This window comes from Mycoplasma sp. CB776 (genome assembly GCF_054343395.1).
In genome coordinates this window covers 1-20,547 of sequence record NZ_JBTGVD010000022.1, presented here as the reverse complement: position 1 = coordinate 20,547, position 20,547 = coordinate 1, and the positions used below count along the sequence as shown (strand labels likewise).

Annotated in this window: 22 protein-coding genes; 17 read left to right on the top strand and 5 right to left on the bottom strand. The window is 23.8% G+C overall.

The features are described from left to right. The 6 genes from ACXX86_RS03110 to ACXX86_RS03085 form a co-directional block, all read left to right on the top strand. Positions 1-267: hypothetical protein (locus ACXX86_RS03110; RefSeq protein ID WP_458561117.1), on the top strand; the 267-nt coding region annotated here is incomplete at its 5' end. A 104-nt stretch (positions 268-371) separates the two neighbouring features. Continuing rightward, positions 372-737, top strand: coding sequence for a hypothetical protein (locus tag ACXX86_RS03105; protein WP_436358723.1), 366 nt, complete (start codon positions 372-374; stop codon positions 735-737). A gap of 149 nt (positions 738-886) precedes the next feature. After that, positions 887-1,771: a hypothetical protein gene (locus ACXX86_RS03100; RefSeq protein WP_436358724.1), complete on the top strand. Its 885-nt coding sequence runs from the start codon at positions 887-889 to the stop codon at positions 1,769-1,771. 206 nt (positions 1,772-1,977) lie between these two features. Further along, entirely contained in the window at positions 1,978-2,880 is a 903-nt protein-coding gene (locus ACXX86_RS03095) for a hypothetical protein (RefSeq protein ID WP_458561116.1), read from the top strand. Between the two features lie 122 nt (positions 2,881-3,002). Next, a complete protein-coding gene (locus ACXX86_RS03090) occupies positions 3,003-3,404 on the top strand; it encodes a hypothetical protein (protein WP_436358726.1) in 402 nt (133 codons plus the stop codon). Positions 3,405-3,497: 93 nt separating this feature from the next. Further along, positions 3,498-4,292, top strand: a complete 795-nt coding sequence (locus ACXX86_RS03085) for a hypothetical protein (RefSeq protein ID WP_458561115.1) — start codon at positions 3,498-3,500, stop codon at positions 4,290-4,292. A 202-nt stretch (positions 4,293-4,494) separates the two neighbouring features. On the opposite strand, the gene ACXX86_RS03080 is transcribed toward ACXX86_RS03085, so the two are convergent. Continuing rightward, the gene (locus ACXX86_RS03080; protein WP_458561114.1) at positions 4,495-4,644 is read right to left on the bottom strand and encodes a hypothetical protein; all 150 of its coding nucleotides are present in this window, start codon (positions 4,642-4,644) and stop codon (positions 4,495-4,497) included. Beyond that, entirely contained in the window at positions 4,644-5,342 is a 699-nt protein-coding gene (locus ACXX86_RS03075; RefSeq protein ID WP_458561113.1) for an Abi family protein, read from the bottom strand. Before ACXX86_RS03075 ends, ACXX86_RS03080 begins: the two co-directional genes overlap by 1 nt. 792 nt (positions 5,343-6,134) lie before the next feature. On the opposite strand from ACXX86_RS03075, the gene hrcA reads away from it, so the two are divergent. From hrcA to ACXX86_RS03055, 4 genes are read left to right on the top strand one after another with little or no spacing between them, the layout of a single operon-like run. Continuing rightward, positions 6,135-7,127 carry a heat-inducible transcriptional repressor HrcA gene (hrcA, locus tag ACXX86_RS03070; protein ID WP_458561112.1) on the top strand — a complete coding sequence of 331 codons (993 nt, stop codon included), beginning with the start codon at positions 6,135-6,137 and terminating at the stop codon, positions 7,125-7,127. 24 nt (positions 7,128-7,151) lie between these two features. After that, positions 7,152-7,817: a nucleotide exchange factor GrpE gene (locus tag ACXX86_RS03065; protein ID WP_436358731.1), complete on the top strand. Its 666-nt coding sequence runs from the start codon at positions 7,152-7,154 to the stop codon at positions 7,815-7,817. Between the two features lies 1 nt (position 7,818). Then, the gene (gene argS / locus ACXX86_RS03060; protein ID WP_458561111.1) at positions 7,819-9,429 is read left to right on the top strand and encodes an arginine--tRNA ligase; all 1,611 of its coding nucleotides are present in this window, start codon (positions 7,819-7,821) and stop codon (positions 9,427-9,429) included. Continuing rightward, positions 9,429-10,532 (top strand): exonuclease domain-containing protein, encoded by a 1,104-nt coding sequence (locus tag ACXX86_RS03055; protein ID WP_458561110.1) that lies wholly within the window; start codon positions 9,429-9,431, stop codon positions 10,530-10,532. The genes argS and ACXX86_RS03055 overlap by 1 nt, the downstream gene beginning before the upstream one ends. A 99-nt stretch (positions 10,533-10,631) precedes the next feature. Here ACXX86_RS03055 and yidC read toward each other — a convergent pair whose 3' ends face one another. The 3 genes from yidC to rpmH are packed head-to-tail and all read right to left on the bottom strand — an operon-like array spanning position 10,632 to position 12,881. Then, positions 10,632-12,410, bottom strand: coding sequence for a membrane protein insertase YidC (gene yidC / locus ACXX86_RS03050; protein WP_458561109.1), 1,779 nt, complete (start codon positions 12,408-12,410; stop codon positions 10,632-10,634). Next, a complete protein-coding gene (gene rnpA, locus ACXX86_RS03045; RefSeq protein WP_436358735.1) occupies positions 12,397-12,729 on the bottom strand; it encodes a ribonuclease P protein component in 333 nt (110 codons plus the stop codon). The genes yidC and rnpA overlap by 14 nt, the downstream gene beginning before the upstream one ends. 2 nt (positions 12,730-12,731) lie before the next feature. Further along, complete coding sequence (gene rpmH, locus ACXX86_RS03040) at positions 12,732-12,881, bottom strand: 50S ribosomal protein L34 (protein WP_436358736.1); 150 nt, start codon at positions 12,879-12,881, stop codon at positions 12,732-12,734. Positions 12,882-13,174: 293 nt separating this feature from the next. Between rpmH and dnaA the strand changes: the two genes are divergently transcribed. The 7 genes from dnaA to ACXX86_RS03005 all read left to right on the top strand — a co-directional run bounded on the left by dnaA (position 13,175) and on the right by ACXX86_RS03005 (position 20,521). Continuing rightward, positions 13,175-14,572, top strand: a complete 1,398-nt coding sequence (dnaA, locus tag ACXX86_RS03035; RefSeq protein ID WP_458561108.1) for a chromosomal replication initiator protein DnaA — start codon at positions 13,175-13,177, stop codon at positions 14,570-14,572. Between the two features lie 128 nt (positions 14,573-14,700). After that, entirely contained in the window at positions 14,701-15,801 is a 1,101-nt protein-coding gene (locus ACXX86_RS03030) for a DNA polymerase III subunit beta family protein (RefSeq protein WP_458561107.1), read from the top strand. Positions 15,802-15,812: 11 nt separating this feature from the next. Then, complete coding sequence (locus ACXX86_RS03025; RefSeq protein WP_436358739.1) at positions 15,813-16,022, top strand: RNA-binding S4 domain-containing protein; 210 nt, start codon at positions 15,813-15,815, stop codon at positions 16,020-16,022. Between the two features lie 61 nt (positions 16,023-16,083). Next, a complete protein-coding gene (gene mnmG / locus ACXX86_RS03020; protein WP_458561106.1) occupies positions 16,084-17,901 on the top strand; it encodes a tRNA uridine-5-carboxymethylaminomethyl(34) synthesis enzyme MnmG in 1,818 nt (605 codons plus the stop codon). After that, positions 17,901-18,335, top strand: a complete 435-nt coding sequence (locus ACXX86_RS03015) for a 23S rRNA (pseudouridine(1915)-N(3))-methyltransferase RlmH (RefSeq protein WP_436358741.1) — start codon at positions 17,901-17,903, stop codon at positions 18,333-18,335. Before mnmG ends, ACXX86_RS03015 begins: the two co-directional genes overlap by 1 nt. A 15-nt stretch (positions 18,336-18,350) precedes the next feature. Continuing rightward, on the top strand, positions 18,351-20,258 hold the full coding sequence (locus tag ACXX86_RS03010) for a M13-type metalloendopeptidase (RefSeq protein ID WP_458561105.1): 1,908 nt from the start codon (positions 18,351-18,353) through the stop codon (positions 20,256-20,258). Beyond that, positions 20,252-20,521 (top strand): hypothetical protein, encoded by a 270-nt coding sequence (locus tag ACXX86_RS03005; RefSeq protein ID WP_458561104.1) that lies wholly within the window; start codon positions 20,252-20,254, stop codon positions 20,519-20,521. The genes ACXX86_RS03010 and ACXX86_RS03005 overlap by 7 nt, the downstream gene beginning before the upstream one ends. The last annotated feature ends 26 nt before the right edge of the window (positions 20,522-20,547 follow it).

Genomic DNA, 20,547 nt, shown 5'->3' with positions numbered 1-20,547 from the left:
ATTGAGAAATTTTTACACAAAATTTATTACACTTCCTTAGCAGGTGGAGTTATTTTTGCAATAGTTTTATTCGTTATTAGTGGAATACTTTCAATTTTAGTTTTTGTTTTAAAAATAATTACCGCTGTAAAGCTTTCTCATTTCAAAACACATAAATTAAGAACTGCACAAATATTTTTTATCTTATCTATCTTCTTTGGAATTATTTTTACAACAGTTGGTTTTGTTTATGTAAATAATTACAATGAACCAGTATTAGAAGATTAGTTTTCAAAATCGTAAATTAACTTGTTTATTTTAAATATGAACAAGTTTTTTAATTAAATGTTTTAAAATACAGGAATTTACTGTGTTTTAGAAAAAGGAGAAAAATGCATATTGAATATAAAAAAATTAAAACTCAATGTTTTTCAGTTGTTATATTGGATGTTATAAATGCTTTTCTGTTAATTGATTTAGCTGTTATTTATTGGATATTACACAACTCAAAATGAGCTGTAGAAATATTTTGACTTATTTATCTACTCTTAATAGGTCCTGCAACTACATTACCATTACTTTACTATAAAATTAAAGCAATAATATTGTTTTTTCCTTATAAAGAAAAAGAATTAATGATATCAAAATTATTTTTCTTAATATCTATCTTCTTAGGATTGATATTTTCTAGTATTGCTGTTCATTATTTTAGAAAATCCAAAGAAATTAAATTAGAATACGGAATTGAAATTATGTAAAGAAAAATATAAAATAAATATAAAAAGAAACTCAATTTCCTGTATTTTTGTCCTATAAAACTAAAATTTATATAAAAGTTGTTTGCTATATCAACTTTTTTTTTTTTTTGCAAAAAGTAATAAAATTGAAGTAAAAAGAAAGGAGTTAAATGAATCAAATCAAACAAATAAAGCAATTAGGAAAGAATACTTTAATTATAGATATAATTGGTTTTTCTTTAATTTTTATAGCAATTATTCTAAATCTTTTGCTTTCTAATATTTTGGAAACAAGTTATTGACAACCATATAGAGAAATAAACTATCCGTCTTATTTAAAGACAAAGAATTTAATTATATTTACATTATTTATAATAGATACAATAATTTTTCTCATATCTATTATTTTTAAAATAATGATCATTTCAGAAATATCAAATTTAGGCAGTGAAAAATTAGCAGATGCAAAATTGTATTATGTATTATCAGTCTTCTTTGGAGTAATATTAACTTTAATAGCTTACAACAAGCTTGACAATTTTCAATACCAGGAAGAACAAAAAACAGAAGAAAAAATAAATTTGGAAACTTTTGAAGCATATGGTAAAAGTTTAGAACTTTCTAATATAAAAAGAATAAATAAATTCATTTTAAATTTTGAAATAGTTAATGCAATTTTAATCTTTATTGCAACTTTGATTGTTGTTATCTCTGTTGCTAATACTATTTTAAACGCAAGTAATGATAATCATAATTATTATAATCCATACGGATACAACTCATTTGAAACACATAAATTGGATTTAACAAAATTAGCAGGCGGAGTTATTTTTGCTATAGTATTGTTTGCTATTAGTGGAGCGTTTTCAATTATAATATTTGTTTTTAAAATAATTATTTGTGTAAAGCTTTCCCATTTCCAAGAACATAAATTAAAAACAGCACAATTATTTTATATATTATCTTTCTTCTTTGGAATTATTTTTACAATTATTGGATTTGTGCATATAAAAAATTATTATAAAGTAAATAACCAAAAAGAAACTTTAGCTTAAAAAAATTAACTTGTTTGTATTTAATATAAACAAGTTTTTTGTTTCTTTTTTTAAAAAAATAAGAAGTATTTTTTGAAAAAAAGCTCACAATTCCTGTATTTTTGCCTTAAAAACACAAAATTTTGCAAAAAGTTGTTTGCTATATCAACTTTTTTTTTTTTTTTTTGGGAAAAGTAATAAAATTAAAACAATAAGAAAGGAACAAAATGAGTGAAATCAAGGAAATAAAACAATTTGGAAAGACAACTTTAATTATGGATATAATTAGTTTTGTTTTAGTTTGAATAACAACAGGTATTCTCATAAATTTTCAAATAAACTACATTTTTGAAGCTCTTGTTAACAAAAATGAAGAATTATTTGAAAATAGTTTAGACATAATAAAAGTGAGTTTTTTAAGTTTATTTACACTAATAAGTTTAATTGTAGGTTTAGTTGCTTTGGTTTTCAAAATAATGATAAGTAGAAGGATACCAAGTTTATATAGTAAAAAATTAGCAGATGCTAAGTTGTATTATGTACTATCAATCTTCTTTGGAATAATATTTACTTTTATGGGGTATAAAAAACTTGAATCTTTTGAATATCCACACGAAATCGCACAAGAAGAAAAAATAAATATTCAAAAAATAAAGAAAGATTGTCAATGTATAAAATGTATAAAAGGTTATGAATATGGTTTTGAACTTTTTAAATTACAAAACGCAACCAGACTAACTTTAATATTTGAAATAATGTCTATTGTTGTTATTCAAATTATATCTATTACTATAGTTTTAATTATTAACAGTATTGTTTCTGATGCTAATAAAAATTCTTTATCTTATGATCCAACTTACTATTCATCTTTTGAACTGACTGCACAAAAAGCAAGAGCAGGTTTTGTTTTTGTGATAATATTATTCATTGTTTATATAGGACTTTGTATAACAACTTTTGTTTTCAAAATAATTTCTGCAACTAAACTTTCTAACTTTAAAGCAAGTCATCTAAAAACATCAAGAATATTTTTCATTATATCCATCTTTTTTGGACTCGTATTTACAGCATTAGCTTATAGATATGTGAAAAAACACAAAAAAGAATGATCAAAGACTAGTAACTATTAAATCATAAAAAACTTGTTTGTGTTTAGTATAAACAAGTTTTTTAAATCTAAATTAATATTAATTCACTAATATTTACTTTTTTATTAAATAAAAACAGTAAAATATAAATATAGGAGGAACTTATGAAAAACAATCTAGAAAAATTAAAAAATTTTAGCAAAACTGCTCTTATATTAGAAATTGTAACTTTTGCCTTATTTGTAATAAGTGTTATTATTCTTATAGCCGGTGGTGTTTTGGCTGTAAGTGCTTTTGGTTATTATTCACCATCTGAAGCGCGTCCAGACCAATCAGCAAGTATTGCTAGTTTTGGTGCTGCATTCATTTTAGCAATTTTGCTTATAGTAGTAGCATCTGGTACTGGACTTGCAGCCTTAGTTTTCAAAATTATTATTTGTGTTGAATTATCTAATTTTGAAATGAACAAAGTTCAAACAATTCTAATATTCTTTATACTATCAATATTCTTTGGACTATTGTTTACAATCTTAGGTTTTGTTTATGTCAAAAAACTTGAAGAGTAAACCATTATTATTAAAATAAAAAAAACTAGTTATTTATTTTTTATTAGAAAAGAGTAAAATTTAAATATACAAATTATAAAAGAAAGGATTTAAATGAATCGAATTCAAAAAGTAAAAAGAATAAGTAGAAATACTTTAATCATTGATGCTGTTGCTTGATTTTTCATTGCAGCGGGTATCATTCAAATATTTTCAGGTACTTCAGTATATGACTTATTTGACATTTCTACAATAGGAACTGTAAATAAAATAAATAGAATTTTTGCTTCACTTCTATTTGTAATATCTACACTTATTGGAAATGCTGTCTTTATTTTTAAACTCATATTATGTGTAGAACTGTCTACTTTAAAATCTAAAAAATTAGAGAATGCTAAATTGTTTGCTATTTTATCTATATTTTTTGGTCTATTATTTACTTTTCTAACATTTAACAATATTGACAAACATGAAGAAGGAATAGAAGAACAAAAAGAAGAAGATATACAAGTAAATCAAGGAACTAATCAAATCATTACAAAAATCAAAAAAATGAGTAGAACTATTTTAATTTTAGATTTTATTTCTTTTGGTTTTTTAGTGTTTTCTAGTTTTAGTGTAGGAATGCTTATGATAGCTTCTTCTTTACATAACAGTATAGGAATAGTGATATCATTCATCTTGGTAGCTCTTCTCTATTTAACTTTTGTTGTTATTAGCATAACTTCATTTGTATTTAAATTAATAATATCAATAAGATTATCTAAATTTAAATATGAGAAATTCCAAACAGCAAAACTTTACTTTATTTTATCAATATTTTTCTCATTTATTTTCACCATTTTTGGATTTAAACGTGTTAAAGAATTAAAAGTAAATGTTATTGAAGAAAACAAAGAAAATCAGTAAATTTAAATTCCATAATTAATGGAGTTTTTTTATTTTTTTGTTTCCCAGTTTTAAGGGTGAAAAAACCGTTTATGCCTGTTTTATGCGACAAAACGGTTTTTTCATACTTAAATTAATTACATTTTTCTTGCTAAATTTCTAATTTCTTTTTTTATAAATTACTAATCAAAATGTCCCTATTCAATAATAAAAAAATGATGTTTTAATTAAATCATCAGATTAAAGCATCAAAAATTTTAACTTCTATATATTCTTTTTTGCCTTTGTTTTCTTCTAAAATATAAAAACCAAGATGAACATATTTAAAAATACTTTTTCTTAATTTTTGTTTTTTATTTTCTTGTAATTCCATTAAATCTCATAAAAATTCTGCTTTTTTATTATTATTTGTATTCTTTCTTTTTGAAAAAAAGCATTAATATTTTCAAAATGCATTACTGAATTTCTTAATCTTTTTAATATTGGAAAGAAAAAGTTGTTAAGGTTATATAAAAATGTTTTTAATTCTTTTTCATTGCTTATTTTGTCTACTTTATCTTTATCAAAAATTTCAAATAAAAATTCTTTTTTAATATTAAAAGTTATTTCTTCATCTTTTGATGATAAAATAGTTTTTATAATTTCAGTAATAGTTCCTAAAGTTAAAACATTAATAGCAAATCAAATATTGGCATTAAACGTCTCATTTTTTATCTCAAAAGAATTAAATTTTTTAAATTTTCATTGTTCAAAAGAAATTTCAGTTTCTTTATCTGATATTTTATAAAGTCATTCTATCCAATTTGTATTATTTTTAACCTTTTTACCTATAAAATAAGATACTTTTGTTTTTAATTCAAGTTCTATATCTCTAATTTTATTATATAAAAAAGTATACAATTTTTTCTCTTTTGCTCTATATTTAACCAAATAAGAGAAATTAATTTTTTTTGGATAAAGATGTTTAACTTTATTTCTTATTGTTTTTTTAATAAATTGTAATAAAAAATTAACATTTAATTCTTTTTTGTTGGTTATATTTAATTCATTCTTACTATTAAAATCTGTCAACCATTCTTTATTAAAAGAGAAAACGTTTGTATAATTTTCTTTTTTTAAAATTTCTATTGCTTTATTTTCTTCAATGTCAATTATTATATTTTTTTATTTTTTTAACTTTTTCAATTGGTCTTTATAACTAAGAAATTTTTTACTCATAATAATATTTTATAATTTTTACAAAAATTTTTTAAATATTTTGGGAGATTGTGTTATAATAAATTTAATATAGGAAAACCGGCTTGTGCATACAAGATAATTAAACACTATTAGATAGTGTTTTTTTATTACTTTTATAATACTTATTTGCAATAATAAGTCAAACACAACAAAAGTATTAACGTTAATAAATACTTAATAGATATGCTAAAGGAAAATAGAAAGATAATTTTTCACCTATAACAATTATTAAAAGATTTTTTTATAAAATAGTTGTTCATAATTTATCAAAAAATAAAACTCTTTTTCTTTCCCAGTTTAAATAGTGAAAAAACCGTTTATGCCCATTTTATACGGTAAAACGTTTTTTGAATACTCCAATTAATTACATTTTACTTACTAAATTTTTACATTATTTTTTTATAAATTATCAATCAAAATGTCCCTCTTCTATAATAAAAAAATGATGTTGTAAGTAAAATGATTAAATTTATACAATTGATAATTTATGATATCATTCAATTAACATATAATTATAAAAAGTGACATTTTATATTGGTAATTGGGGTGACAAATTATTTCTGTTTTAATAAAAATACTTAATAAAAGTTTGTAAAAAAAAGAAATTAGAATATAATTTTTATTATGGAACATAAGAGCGCCGCTAAAAAGAAATCTTACTTAAAATTTATAATTGAAAGTTACATTGAAACAGGGGAACCAATCGGTTCAGAATCACTAAAAGAAAAATATAAAATTAATGCTTCTTCTTCTTCAATAAGAAGCATAATGGCTGAACTTGAAAAAGATGCTTTTCTTGAAAAATCTCATGTTTCCAGTGGGAGAATTCCTACTTTAAAAGCATATGAATATTATGCTAAAAATTTAACTTCACAAACCGATGCAGATCTAGAGCAAAAACTAAACGATATTTTTGCTAAAAGAAGAATATCTATTGACAAAACACTTGAAGAAGCAGCAAAATTAATATCAGAATTTGTCGGTATTACCGTTATAACATCAGAACCCTTAGGATCTGAAAGATTAAGATCTATTCAATTCACTGCAATTGATAACTTTATGGGAGTTATTGTATTAGTAACTTCAACAGGAAAAGTAGAAAACAAAATAGTTTCTTTTTCAAATGAAGTAGAAAAAGAAGACATAAAAATAGCTATAAGGATTTTCAAAGAAAGATTAATTAATGTGGCGTTAAATGAAATCCAAAAAATTGTAGAAATTTTAGTTCCAATATTGGCTAAAGAAATAAAAAACTTAGATAATGTTTTAAAAACCTTTATGCAAAATATTTTTAATTTTAAAAATGAATTTGAATCAAAAATTTATAATAAAAATAATTTAATTTTATCTAGAGATATATCGAGAGAAAAATTAAGTGAAATTTTAGATTTAATAGAAAAAAAATCAATTTGAGAAACTATTGAAAATAAATTGGATGAAGAAAAAAACATAAAAATTCAAATTGAATCACAAGAAGCTGTTTTTATTTCTAAAAAACTTGAAAACGAGAATATAAATAAAGAAATTAGTGTTGTAGCTCCAACTACAAGATTAGATTATTCTAAAGTTTTAGCAGCACTTAATCTATTGGAAAAATTTCTCAAAAAAGAAATATAACTTTATATTACTTTAAGGAGAGAAATGGAAAAAGATATTAAAAAACAACAAGAAAAAGTTGAATCAAAAGACAATAATACTGAAAACGTTAAACACAAAAGAACAAAAAGAAATTTTAGATATAAAAGAAATTACAATAATAAAAAAGATGACTCTGTTTCTGTACAAGAAAAAACCAAAATTAAAACCTCTCTTTTAGAATTAGAAATTGCTAAACTCAAACTAGAATTAGATAAAAATAACGAAGAATTAAAACAAAAAGCAATTGAACTTCAACAAAAAGCAAAAGAAGAAATTCAAAAACATAAAGATGAAACATCTTCTAAATATGAACTAGAACTAACTAATATAAAAAAATATGGAATTCAAAAATTCTTTGAATCATTCTTAATTCCATTAAAAAACTTTGAATTAGCAATTAAAGCAGGAGAAAAACAAGATAACTCTGCAGTTCAAAACTATGTTAAAGGTTTTTCAATGTTATTAAAACAAATTGAATTAATTTTTGCAGATTTTGGTATTACAAAAATTGAACCTTCTGTTGGTGAAAGTTATAATCCAGAAATCCACGAAGTTTTTGAACTTGAAAGTAACCAACAACTAAAAGATAAAATTATTAGTGTTAAAAGCAATGGTTATAAACTTTATGATAGAGTAATCAAACCTGCTTCAGTAGTAGTAGGTAAATAGAATGAATACAAAAGAACAAATTATTCAATCTTTAAAAGACGTTTTAAATGATTTAAAAATTGAAAAAAATATTATATTAACTGAATCCAAGGGATTTGGTGATTATTCAACAAACTTAGCAATGACTCTTAAATCAGATCTAAATAAAAATCCTTTAGAGATTGCTGATTTAATTGTTTCCAAAATAAACAAAGAAAAATATTCTATTTCTAAAATAGAAGTAGCAAAACCTGGATTTATTAATTTTTTCGTAAAAAATAATATTTATGTAGAAGAAGTAAATAATATTTTAAAATTAAATCAAAATTACGGAAAACAAAAAGAAAATCAATTTATTAACTTAGAATTTGTTTCTGTAAATCCTACTGGTTTTTTACACCTTGGGCACGCAAGGGGGGCTGCAATTGGTGCAACATTAGCTAATATTTTAGAATTTGCTGGTAACAAAGTTATAAAAGAATATTATATTAATGATGCTGGAAATCAAATTGATCTACTTGCTGAATCTGTTTTTGCAAGATACTTACAGCACTTTGGTAAAAAAGTAGAATTTAAAGAAGATTATTATAAAGGTAGTGATATAAAATGAGCTGCTCACGTAATCATAAAACACTATAAAGATAAATACGTAAATAGTTCTATTAATGATTTAGAAACTAGAGATTTTTTTAAGAGAGCATCACCTTCCATAATGCTCGGTCAAATTAAAAGGGATTTAAGTCTTTTTGGAATTAAGTTTGACAACTTTTTTAGTGAAAAAACTCTTTATAAAGATGGCAAAATCAAACTTGCTTTAGAGAAATTAAAAAACACTTATAAACATGATGGAGCGCTTTGATTAAAAACTACAAAATACGGAGATGATAAAGACAGAGTTCTTATCAAAAAAGACGGTTCTTTTACCTACTTTTTACCAGATATCGCGTATCATAATGATAAATTAACAAGAAATGATGGAGTTACCAAATTAATTAATATTTGAGGTGCTGATCATATTGGTTATATAAAAAGAATGGAAATTGCAATCGATCAATTAGGATTTGATTCTCAAAAACAGTTAAAAGTTTTAACTTGTCAAATTGTTAGATTAATGAAAAATGGACAAGAATTAAAAATGTCCAAAAGAAAAGGAATTACCTTTACAGCAAGAGAATTGATTGAATTGGTTGGTAAAGATGCAGTAAGATTCTTTATGATTGATAGAACAGAAAATTCAGGATTAGACTTTGATGTTGAACTTGCATTAGAAAGTAGTCAAAAAAACCCTGTATTTATGATTCAATATGCCTATGCTAGAGCAAATCAATTAATTAGTAAAGCAAATAATAAAGAAGTATTAGCTTCAAGCTTTAATAATGAAAATGAAATTAAATTAGTTAATACTTTAAAAGATTTTCCAGATTTAATTAAAAAAATTAGCAGTAACTACAAAATTCACTTACTGCCCGAATATTTAATTAAATTAGCTAAAGACTTTAACTCTTTTTATTCAAATTCTAAAATTTTAAATTCTGATAATGAAGAGAGTTTATTAGCACTTTCTAAAGCTGTTAAGATTGTTCTAGAAACTGGACTAAAACTTATTGGTGTTTCTACCCCAGAAAGAATGTAATGGAAACTTTAAATAAACAAATATTTGAAGAAAAACGTTTAGATATTCTTAAATCCAAAAAACTACCAAATCTATTTAAAGATAGCTATGTTATTTTTGATTTAGAAGGTTGTGATGATGTTGGCACTCTACTTGAAATTGGTGCTATCAAAGTTAAAAACAACAAAATTATTGATACATTTTCCAAAATAATTAAACAACCACCTGATTTTGTAAATAACTTTATAAGTTGATACAATAATATTTCTAACCAAGAAATAAAGGAAAAAGGTGAAGATGCAATAAAGGTTTTAAACGAATTTAAAATTTTTATTGAGAATTTAAATCTTTATGCTTTTAATGGAATGCATTATGATTTCCGTACAATAAAAAAATCTTATAAATCTCGTGAATTAGAAAAATTTCCTAACAAAATGATAGATATTGGTTTTTACTTTCAATCATTTAATAAAGTTTTCTTTAATACAGATTCTTATTCTTTAAATTTTCTGTCAAATTTATTTTCAGTAGATAATCAAGGCATTCACAGAGCACTCAAAGATTGCATAATAACTTTTGAAGTTTATAATAAAACTCTAGTGTTTGAAGAGTTGATTAATGCAAAAGAAAGACTTGAAAATGCCATTGTAAACAATAGAGAAGATAAAGAATTAAAAGAATGAAAAAGAAAATATTTTTTAAATAAATGTATATTTGACTATAAACAATGTATAATTTGTGGTAAGAAATTAATACAAAAATACATCGGTTGAGGTTGTATTGACTATGTTTGAGATTATAAATTAAAGAAAAGTGTAGGAAAATGTAATTTTTTTATAAAAAATGCAAAATGAGAAAAAATAAAAAATAAGGAGCAAGAAATGGACACAATGATCAGTTTATCAGTAGAAGTTATATCAACAAAAAGCTATATGCAATTTGAAGATATCTTTACTTTTGTAAAAAATAAACTTCAAAAAAAATGATTTGAAAAAGGTGAATTTACACACGAAGAAAAAGAATTAGTTTTACAAAAAAAACGTGGTGAGTTATACAGATTATTAACTGTTACTAGTGATTTTGAAAGACTAAATGATGGTACTTGAAAATTAAAAGGTAATTAATAAAAGCACATATCTTTTTTAAAATAAAATTCCGTTTTTGCCCTATATTGTGGCGAAAACGTTTTTTTAATTAAGAAAAAATAAGGTATTGCTACCTTATTAAATTTTCTTTGGTTTATTAATTCAAGGACGAACTTTTTCTTTGAATACTTTAGTTCTTTGGAAGTAGTGAACAAAAAGAATTTGTCCTATTTCTCACACCCCTCCAACTATTCAATAAACTTGTAAGGATGCTTGGAAAATAACTCCAAATACAACAAATAAAATCATAGTGTAATTTTGAGTTTTTTGCTGTTTTTTCAACGCTTGCGACTCTGCTGCATTGATAAGTCGTTTGTTTTGTTTTCTGTTTAAAATTCTTGGTAGAATCTGTTGGAATAATTGAATTATAACAGTAAATAAAAGGATTGGTAAGTAAATCCATTGTCCTGCAAATAATTCTTGATAAGAAGTCGATGCAAGGTTTATTCCTAATCACGTTGTTGCTTTAATACCCGGTAATCCTTGTAATATTCTTCACATCGCAACAAATATAGGCATTGTTATAAGTAACGCTTGGAATTGAGCAGCAGGACTTATATTATTCTTTTTATATAATTCTGCAATCTCTTGTCTTTGTCTTGCTTCCATTTGCTTATTACCTTTATGAGGTGCATATTTAGCATCAATTTTTGCTTTTTTAGCTTGCACTTCTTGTTGTTTAGATTGACTAAATAAAGTTTTAAATCTAAATGCAAATGAAAGTAATTTAGTAAGAATAACAGCAATTATTATAGTGATAATAGCAGGTCATCCTTGAAGTCCTTCTAATGACATAGAATCCAATAGAGCAGCCATTAATTTAGACATCGGTCATATAAATAATCCATAGAAAGGACCAAGCTGTCAAGCATCACCTCAAGTAACAATTATTTTTTGAGGTTCTGCCCCTTTATATGATAATAAATCTGATGCATTTTTTGCAGTTCCTGGTTCAAAAGCAACAATTCCATCACCAATCTTTGTATAATGTGTTGCTTTTAAAATTTCACGCAAGTTTGCTGAATAATCATTAACTAATGATATTGATTGTTCAGAAGCACCAGTACCTTTTTCTTCTATTTCTTTAATAGCGTTTTCTAATTTGTTATTATTATATTTGTCAAAATTTACAAGTTGATTATTTAAATAATGAATTACATCTCTTGCAAATTTATTATTATTTTCTATAAAATCTTCATTTGGAACAATATAATCTTTAACCGTTTCAAAATATGAATAAATAAAAGGATCTTTTTCATTTACATATTTTGCATTGTGAGTTAATTTTATATTATCCTTAAACTCTCTTAATAATTTTATTTCTTTTCAATCATTAAATTTTTGATTGTAGTTTTCAGTTGTGGAATTGAAGTATAATAATTCTCCATTATCTCCCTTTGGATATTGATAACTACTTTGCCCTTCAACTGGTTTATCACTTTGATAAACTATTAAAGTATTGTAATTACCTCATTGTCCATAACTACCTTCAGCTTGTTTTTTTAAAACTTCAATAACATCTTTTCTTTCCTTATCTTGGTTAGAAACGTAAAAGTTGTCGTTATTTTTTTTGATATTTAAAACTTCTTTTCCTTCTTTATTGGTTTGTTTTTCAAAAACTACAGCATTTGGAGCAATTCCTTCTTTTGAATTATAGAATTCCACCCCAGACCCTGCATGTGATGAAGTTTTAATTGCGAATGATTGAATACAACCAGTTAAAGTAACTCCGAAAATAAATATATAAATTAAAACTTTAAATCATTTTCAAATTTTTCTTCAAATATTTTTCTTTTCAGAATTATTATTACCGGTGAAGAAGTCATAAGATTTTGGTTTTTGCTTATTCTTTTCCACTTCTTAACCTCTCATATATTTTTATTACTTCCTTTTCTTTTTCTAAAAAAGGTAAAGATAAAAAACTTTTTCTTAATATTAAAACATTTTGAAAAGGTAAATCAATAAAATTCACTTTATTTGAAATTATCGCTTTAATTTGACGTCTAAAAAAATTTCTTTCTACAGCAATTGCAAATTTTTTTGGAACAGAAATACCAATTTGAAAATTTTTATGTTTTTTATAATATAAAATTAAGTTTTTTGTGATAATTTGTTGTTTTAAACTTATTACTTCTTGAAATTCTCAATTTTTCTTAAGTCTATTTTCTTTTTTCATAATTATTTATTTGAATCTGAAACAGTTAATCTCATTCTTCCTTTAGCTCTTCTTGAAGCTAAAACTTTTCTTCCACCAACTGTTGACATTCTTGCTCTGAATCCATGTGTTTTAGCATGTTTTCTTTTATTTGGTTGATAAGTTCTTTTCATATGCTCTCCTTAAAGTTTTTTTAAATAAAAAGATACATTTTTTATGTATTTTAATTAAATATTAAAATTATAACAAAATAAAAATTAAAAAGGAAATAAAAAAACTTTTTTTCACAACTTTTTTTGTAAAAGAAAAAAAGAAATTTTTTTATTATTTTATATGTTAAATCATATTTTTTTTGCCTTTATTTAGGTTTTAAAAATGTGGCAATCTTGTTATTTCTAAAATTATTTATAAAATTATTTTTTATTTTTTAACATTTTTTATTTTTTTATTTTATTATTTAATAACTATGTCTAATATTGTTAATAACTATGAAGAAAATTTGTTAAAAACAAATAAAAAAATATTAAAAGAAATTGAAAAAGAGATTAATGACTCTATTATTTTTTCCACATATTTTTCTAAGTTAAAACTAAAAGAAATTAATGAGTTTTCTGCGGTTTTTATTGCTAAAAACAATATAATTATTAAAGATATTAAAGAAAATTATTTGAGTTTTTTAACATCTGCTATTGTTAAAACTTTAAAAAGTGAAAAAGCTGTGAAAATCATTCTCGAAAACACAAGTGTGAATAAAGTAAAAGAAAAACAAGTTATCAATAATAACACAAAAGATATTAACAATTTTGTCAATAACATAGATTTTAAAGATAATTTATTACCAGATTTAACATTTAAAAATTTAGTAACAGGTAAATTCAACGAAAATTTAATAAAAATTGCTGATAATTTGTTAAAAAGTAAAAAAGTAGAGTTTACTCCTATATTTATCCACTCAAAATCAGGATTAGGAAAAACTCATTTCCTAAACGCTTTAGGAAATGCAGCAAAAGAAGTTGGAATGAAATCTTATTTTCTAAACCCAGACGCCTTTACTAACCAAATTTCTTTAATATTAAAAGAAAAAGATATAGAAAAAATAAACAATTTTTCTTCTTTTTTAGATAGTGTTGATATCTTTTTAATAGATGATGTTCAAATGCTTGGTTCGAGAGTAAAAACTTTAGAATTTTTATTTAATATTATTAATAATTTAAAAAATAATAAAAAGCAAATTATTATTTGTTCTGATAAAAAACCAGAACTTTTAGGTGGATTTGAAGATAGGTTTATAACAAGATTTCAAAGTGGTTTAACTTTAGAAATAAAAAAACCTAATAATGAAGATTTACTCAAGATTTTAAAATTTAAAATCGAGCAAGAAAACTTTGATTTAAATAAGTGAGATAACAAAGCTTTAAGCTTTTTAACAAGAAATTTTTATCATTCTATAAGAGAAATCGAAGGAGCTTTAAATCAAATTAAATTTTCTGTAAAAAACTCACCTAAAGATTTAACTTTCAATGAAAACCTTCTTAATAACATCTTCCACGAAACCGTTCACTTCGAAAGAGAAATAACTCATGATAGGATAATTGAAAGCGTTTGTTCATATTACAGAGTAAAAGAAGAAGAAGTAAGAAGTAAATCAAGAAAAAGAGAAATTGTTATTGCTAGATCGATGATAATTTACTTAATTAGAGAACTACTTTCTTTTAGTTATGAAAGAATTGGTATTTATTTAGGCGGCAAAGATCACTCAACAATTATGGCTTCTTATAAAAAAATAGAAAAAGATATAGAAACGTCCCATGAACTCAAAAATGCAGTTAATTCATTAACTAATAAAGTAAAAACTGTTTCTTAATTAATCAACACCTTTTTTGCCTGTTTTTAGGTTAAAAAGATAAAACTAACTAAAACTAACATCCCTAATAATAATATATTAGAAAATAAAATAAATATAAAATAATAAAATATAAAAGGAAAAATAAAATGAATTTCACAATTGAAAAAAAATATTTTGAAAAAGAATTTGAAAGAATCGGCGTTTCTATAAATACTTTAAATTTTATTCCTTCTTTAAGAAGTGTTAAAATCGAACTAAGACAAGAAGGGGTATATTTATATGGTTCAGATGGAGAAATTTCTATAATTGGACACATTTCTTCTGAAAACATAAAAAATATAAATGAATTAGGTTCCTTTTTGATAAATTATTCAATGTTAAAAAATATAATTAAAAAAACCGAAGGATTTCTAGAATTTAAAATCGAAGATACTAATTTAACTATCAAAAACAAAGATGACTTATATAAAATTAATATTCAAAATGATGAAGATTTCCCAAATATTAGATTTGATTTATCAGGTCAGAAAATATCAATTCATTCCAAAGACTTTAAAAAAGCAATTAAAGATACTAGTTTTGCTGCTACAATCGATAGTTCAGAAGTTATTTTAGATTGTATCAACATCAATGCTATGGATGGTAATTTAAGAATTTCAGCAACAGATAGATATAGAATATCAACAGAAATACTTCCGATTGAATCTAATATTGAATTTGATATTTCTATAATAGCTAGAAATTTAAAAAATTTTATCCCTAATGATTATGAAGGGCAATTAGAAATTTATGTTGAAGACAATAAAATAGAAACCATTATTGAAAATACAAAAATACAATGTAAAGTTATTGATTTTCCTTATAAAGACATTTCTAATGTTTTCCCAAATATAGATGATTTAGTTTATAAAATTGAAATCGATAAAAAAGAACTTAGTGAATTAATATCAAAAGCTTCTATCTTATCTAGTGATCAATATTTCAAATTAAATGTTAGTGTAAATCAAGAAGAATTTACTATGAGCGGAAACAAAGAAGAAACAGGTTTTATTTCTGTAAAAACTAAAGAAATGAAATTTGAAAGTTCTAATAGTGAGTTAAACTTTTCTATAAATCATAGATATTTAAAAGATGCTATTTCAGTGTACGAAGGTTTGATTTATATTTTTGTAGATAAAAAAATAAGAAAAGTTTATATAGTTTCACCTTCTAATAAAAATAATAAACAATTAATAGGAACTACATAGAAAGGAAAGAAATGAAAGTAGAAATAACAGGAGAATTTATAAAATTAAGCCAACTATTAAAAAAAATGAACTTTATAGATTCTGGTGGTGCAGCAAAAGAGTTTTTAGCAACAAACCAAGTTAAAATTAACGACAATAGCGAAGTAACTAGGGGTTCCAAAATTAAGGTTGGAGACATCGTTTGAGTAAATGATGAATTATTTCATATTGTAAGTGCATAAAAAGAAGAAAAAATAAAAAATCTTCTTTTTTATTTGTTTAAATAATTTAAAATATAAAAATATGAATAAATATGATGCAATAATAGTTGGCGGTGGACATGCAGGTATTGAAGCCACATATGCTTTAGCAAAACAAAATTTCAAAGTTTTACTAGTAACTTTAGATAAAAATAAACTAGCTTCAATGCCATGTAATCCATCAATTGGTGGTCCTGCTAAAGGAATTATAACAAGAGAAATAGATGCACTTGGCGGAGTGCAAGGTATTTTCGCTGACAAGGCAATGATTCAAATTAAGATGTTAAATGAATCAAAAGGACCTGCAGTAAGAGCGATGCGGGCTCAAATTGATAAAGACAAATATTCAAAAGTAATATTAGAAGATATTGAACAACGAGAAAATATCGATATTTTAGAAGATATTGTTGAAGAATTAATTCTTGAAAATTATTCAGTAAAAGGAGTTAAAACAGAAAAAGGAAATATTTATTATGCTAACGCTGTAGTATTAACAACAGGAACCTATATGGATTCAAGAATTTTAAGAGGAGATGAAATTCAAAAGAGTGGTCCCGATGGGCAAAGAACAAGTAATAAACTTTCAATGTTTTTAAAAAATAATGGATTTGAACTTATTAGATTAAAAACAGGAACGCCACCTAGAATTTGAACTGATTCAATTGATTTTTCTAAAATAGAAGAAGAAATTTTAGAAAATAATAACCTTCATTTTAGTTTTAAAAATGAAGTAGTTCTCGAAAAACAAATTCATTGCTTTTTAACATATACAACTCCAAAAACACACGAAATCATTTTGAATAACCTAAATAAATCTAGTATGTATTCTGGTTTAATCGATGGAGTTGGTCCAAGGTATTGCCCTTCAGTAGAAGATAAAATAGTTCGTTTTAAAGATAAAGAAAGACATCAAATATTTTTTGAACCAGAAACTGCTAAAGGTGAATTGATGTATATAAATGGTTTATCAACTTCAATGCCTATTGAAGTGCAAAAAGAAATGGTTAAATCAATTCCTGGTTTAGAAAACGCAAGAGTAGCTAAATGAGCTTATGCGATAGAATATGATGCCATAAATCCTTTACAATTAAAAAAATCACTTGAAAGTAAAAATATTAATGGTTTATTTTTTGGTGGTCAAATAAATGGAACAAGTGGTTATGAAGAAGCAGCTGGACAAGGATTAATAGCAGGAATAAACGCATCTCAATATTTAAAACAAGAGGAACCAATTGAAATTCTCAGAAGTGATGGTTATATCGGAGTTTTAATTGATGACTTAGTTACAAAAGGGACTAATGAACCATATAGAATGTTAACTTCAAGAGCAGAATACAGGTTATTATTAAGAAACGATAATGCCGATTGAAGAATGAAAGATTATGCTTTAAAAGCTAATATGATAAGCAAAGAAGGGTATAATTTAGTTATTGATAAATACAAACAAATAGAGTTAAAAATTGAAGAATTAAAAAACACTTTTGTATCTTCAAAAAGTGATTTAGCAATTAAATACAACGCAATTAATGGACAATCTTTATTTCAACTAGTTTCAAGACCTGATGTAGATTATCTTGAAATATTAAAAAACTTTAAATTTGCTTATGAACTTGTTGTATTAGCAAGATTGGATGGTTATATACAAAAACAAGTGCATGATGCAGAAAAAATGTTAAAACTTGAAAAATTAAAAATACCAGCTGATATAGACTATAAAAAAGTTGATAATTTAGCAAATGAAGCAAGAGATAAATTAATTAAAATCAAACCAACCACTATAGGACAAGCATCAAGAATTAGTGGTATTAATCCAGCAGATATTCAAATGTTAATGTTCTATATAAAGATGAGAAATAAATAGTGAAAATAACTATTATTGCAGTAGGAAAACTTCAAAAAAATTATTTAACCTTGTTCCAAGAATATGAGAAAAAAATAAGTTTTTTTTCAAAAATAGATGTAATAGAAATAAAGGAATTACAAGAAGAAAATATAGAAATAAAAAAGGAAAAAGAAACAAATAAAATATTAGAATTAATTCCAAAAAACTCAACAGTTTTTCTTTGTTCTTTAAAAGGAAAACAAATGGATTCTTTTGAATTTTCCAATTTAATTGACAAAAGTAATATAACTTTTATAATTGGTGGTTCTAACGGGGTTATTGAAGATAAAATAGATGCTCAAAAAATAAATTTTTCTTTACTAACGTTTCCACATCAGTTATTTAGAGTGTTACTTGTTGAACAAATTTATAGAGCATTTGCTATAAAAAATAATATAAAATACCACAAATAAAAAGAAAGAGGAAAAATGAAAAAAACATTATTAAAAGATGACTTTTTCAGTCACATAAATAAAGTATGATTAGAAAACACAAAAATACCAGAAGATAAATCAAGTATTAGTGTTTTTTCTGAACTTGATTTAAACTTAGAAAAACTTTTAAAAGATTTAACAAAAAAATGACTTAAAGATACAAGTACTTTAAATGAAAATTCAATGATGTTGGAATATGTTAAGTATTTTTCGATGCTAATGAATGAAAGTAAAAGAAAAGAACTTGGTTGAGAACCGGTTAAACAATATTTATCTAAATTAGAAAGTTTAAAATCCTTTAAAGATTTATTTTCACAAGATAAAGAATTTTGACTTTTATACGGGTTTTTACCTTTAGAAAAAGATTTATACGAAGATTTTATTGATAATGAAAAAAGAATTTTTTGATTTGGAGATTTTAAAACAATCTTGCCAAACAAAGAAAGTTATTCAAACAAAGAAGAGTCAGAAAAATTATTAAACACTTGAAAAGAAATGGTTTTATTTTTATTAAAAGACTATGGTAAAACAGAAGAAGAAGCAAATAAATTAATATCAAATGCTATTAAATTTGATGACATTTATAAAGATTATATTCTTTCATCGATAGAACAAGCTAATTATGTTGCTTTATATAATCTAAAATCAAAAGAAGAATATAATTCATATACCAAACAGTTTATTATTTCTGATTTATTAGAAAGTTTAGTTTCACAAAATGTGGAAGCAGTTTCAGTTTCTAATATAAAACTTTATGAAAATTTTGACAAAATTTTTAGCGATGAAAATTTTGAATTTTATAAATCATTTTTATTTATAAGAAACTTATTACAAACAACTAAATTTTTAAGTGAAGAAATTAGAATTAAAGCAGGGGAATTTGGTAGAAAAGTTTATTCTATTGAAACCTATAGAAATTTAGAAAATTTTGCTTTTGATATGGCAAATGAATATTTTGGAATGCCTTTAGGTATGTATTATGCTGAAAATTATTTTGGTAAAAAAGCAAAAGAAAATATTGAACATATGGTTTCTAATATGATTGATGTTTATAAAATGAGATTAAATAATAACAATTGATTAAGTAAAGAAACTATTCAAAAAGCATTAACTAAATTATCTACCATTCAAGTTATGATTGGTTTTCCAGAAGTGATTAGACCATATTATTCAAAATTTAAAGTTAAAACTTATGAAGAAGGTGGAAATTTATTTGAAAATGCGCTTAAATTTAATAAATATTTAGTTGAATATGCATTATCTTTATTTGGTAAAACAGAAGATAAAAGATATTGATCAATGTCTCCTGCAACAGTTAATGCATATTATAATCCATTAAAAAATCAAATAGTTTTTCCTGCAGCTATTTTAGCAGATCCTTTTTATAATTTAAATAGACCATCATCTTATAATTATGGTTCTATTGGTTGTGTAATAGCTCATGAAATTTCTCACGGTTTTGATAATCATGGTGCTCAATTTGATGAAAAAGGAAAATTAAACAATTGATGAACCGATAAAGATAGAGAAGAATTTGCAAAAAGAACACAAGCAACAATTAATTTATTTGATAAAGTAGAAACAGACTTTGGACCAGTTAATGGAGAGTTGACTGTTTCTGAAAACATTGCAGATTTAGGTGGTTTTGACTGCGCTTTAGAAGCGGCAAAACAAGAAAAAGATTTTGATGCCAAAAACTTTTTTGAAAGCTGAGCAACAAGTTGAAGAATTATTTTAAAAGAAGGTGCAGCAAAAAGACAATTGGAATCAGATGTTCACTCACCAGGAAAAGTACGTGCTAATGTTATTTTAGGAAATAATGATTTATTTTTAGAAACTTATGAAATTTCTTCATCCGATAAAATGTTTATACCAAAAGAAAAAAGGGTAAAAATTTGATAAATCAAAAAGAATTAGAAAAAATCTATCACTTACAAAGGGAAGATTTTTTTTATTTTGGTCCTTTAAGTATTAAAGATAGAATTGAAATTTTAAAGAAAATTAAAAGATTTATTCAAGAAAAAGAAGAAGAAATTTTTAAAGTTTTAAAAGAAGATTTAAACAAAGATAAATTAGAATCCTTTGTTTCTGAAATTGCATTAATTTATAAAGAAATAAATCTATATGTAAAAAATATAAAAAAATGATCTCGTTCGGAAGTGTAATAAATTTTGTGTAAAAATTTCTCAAT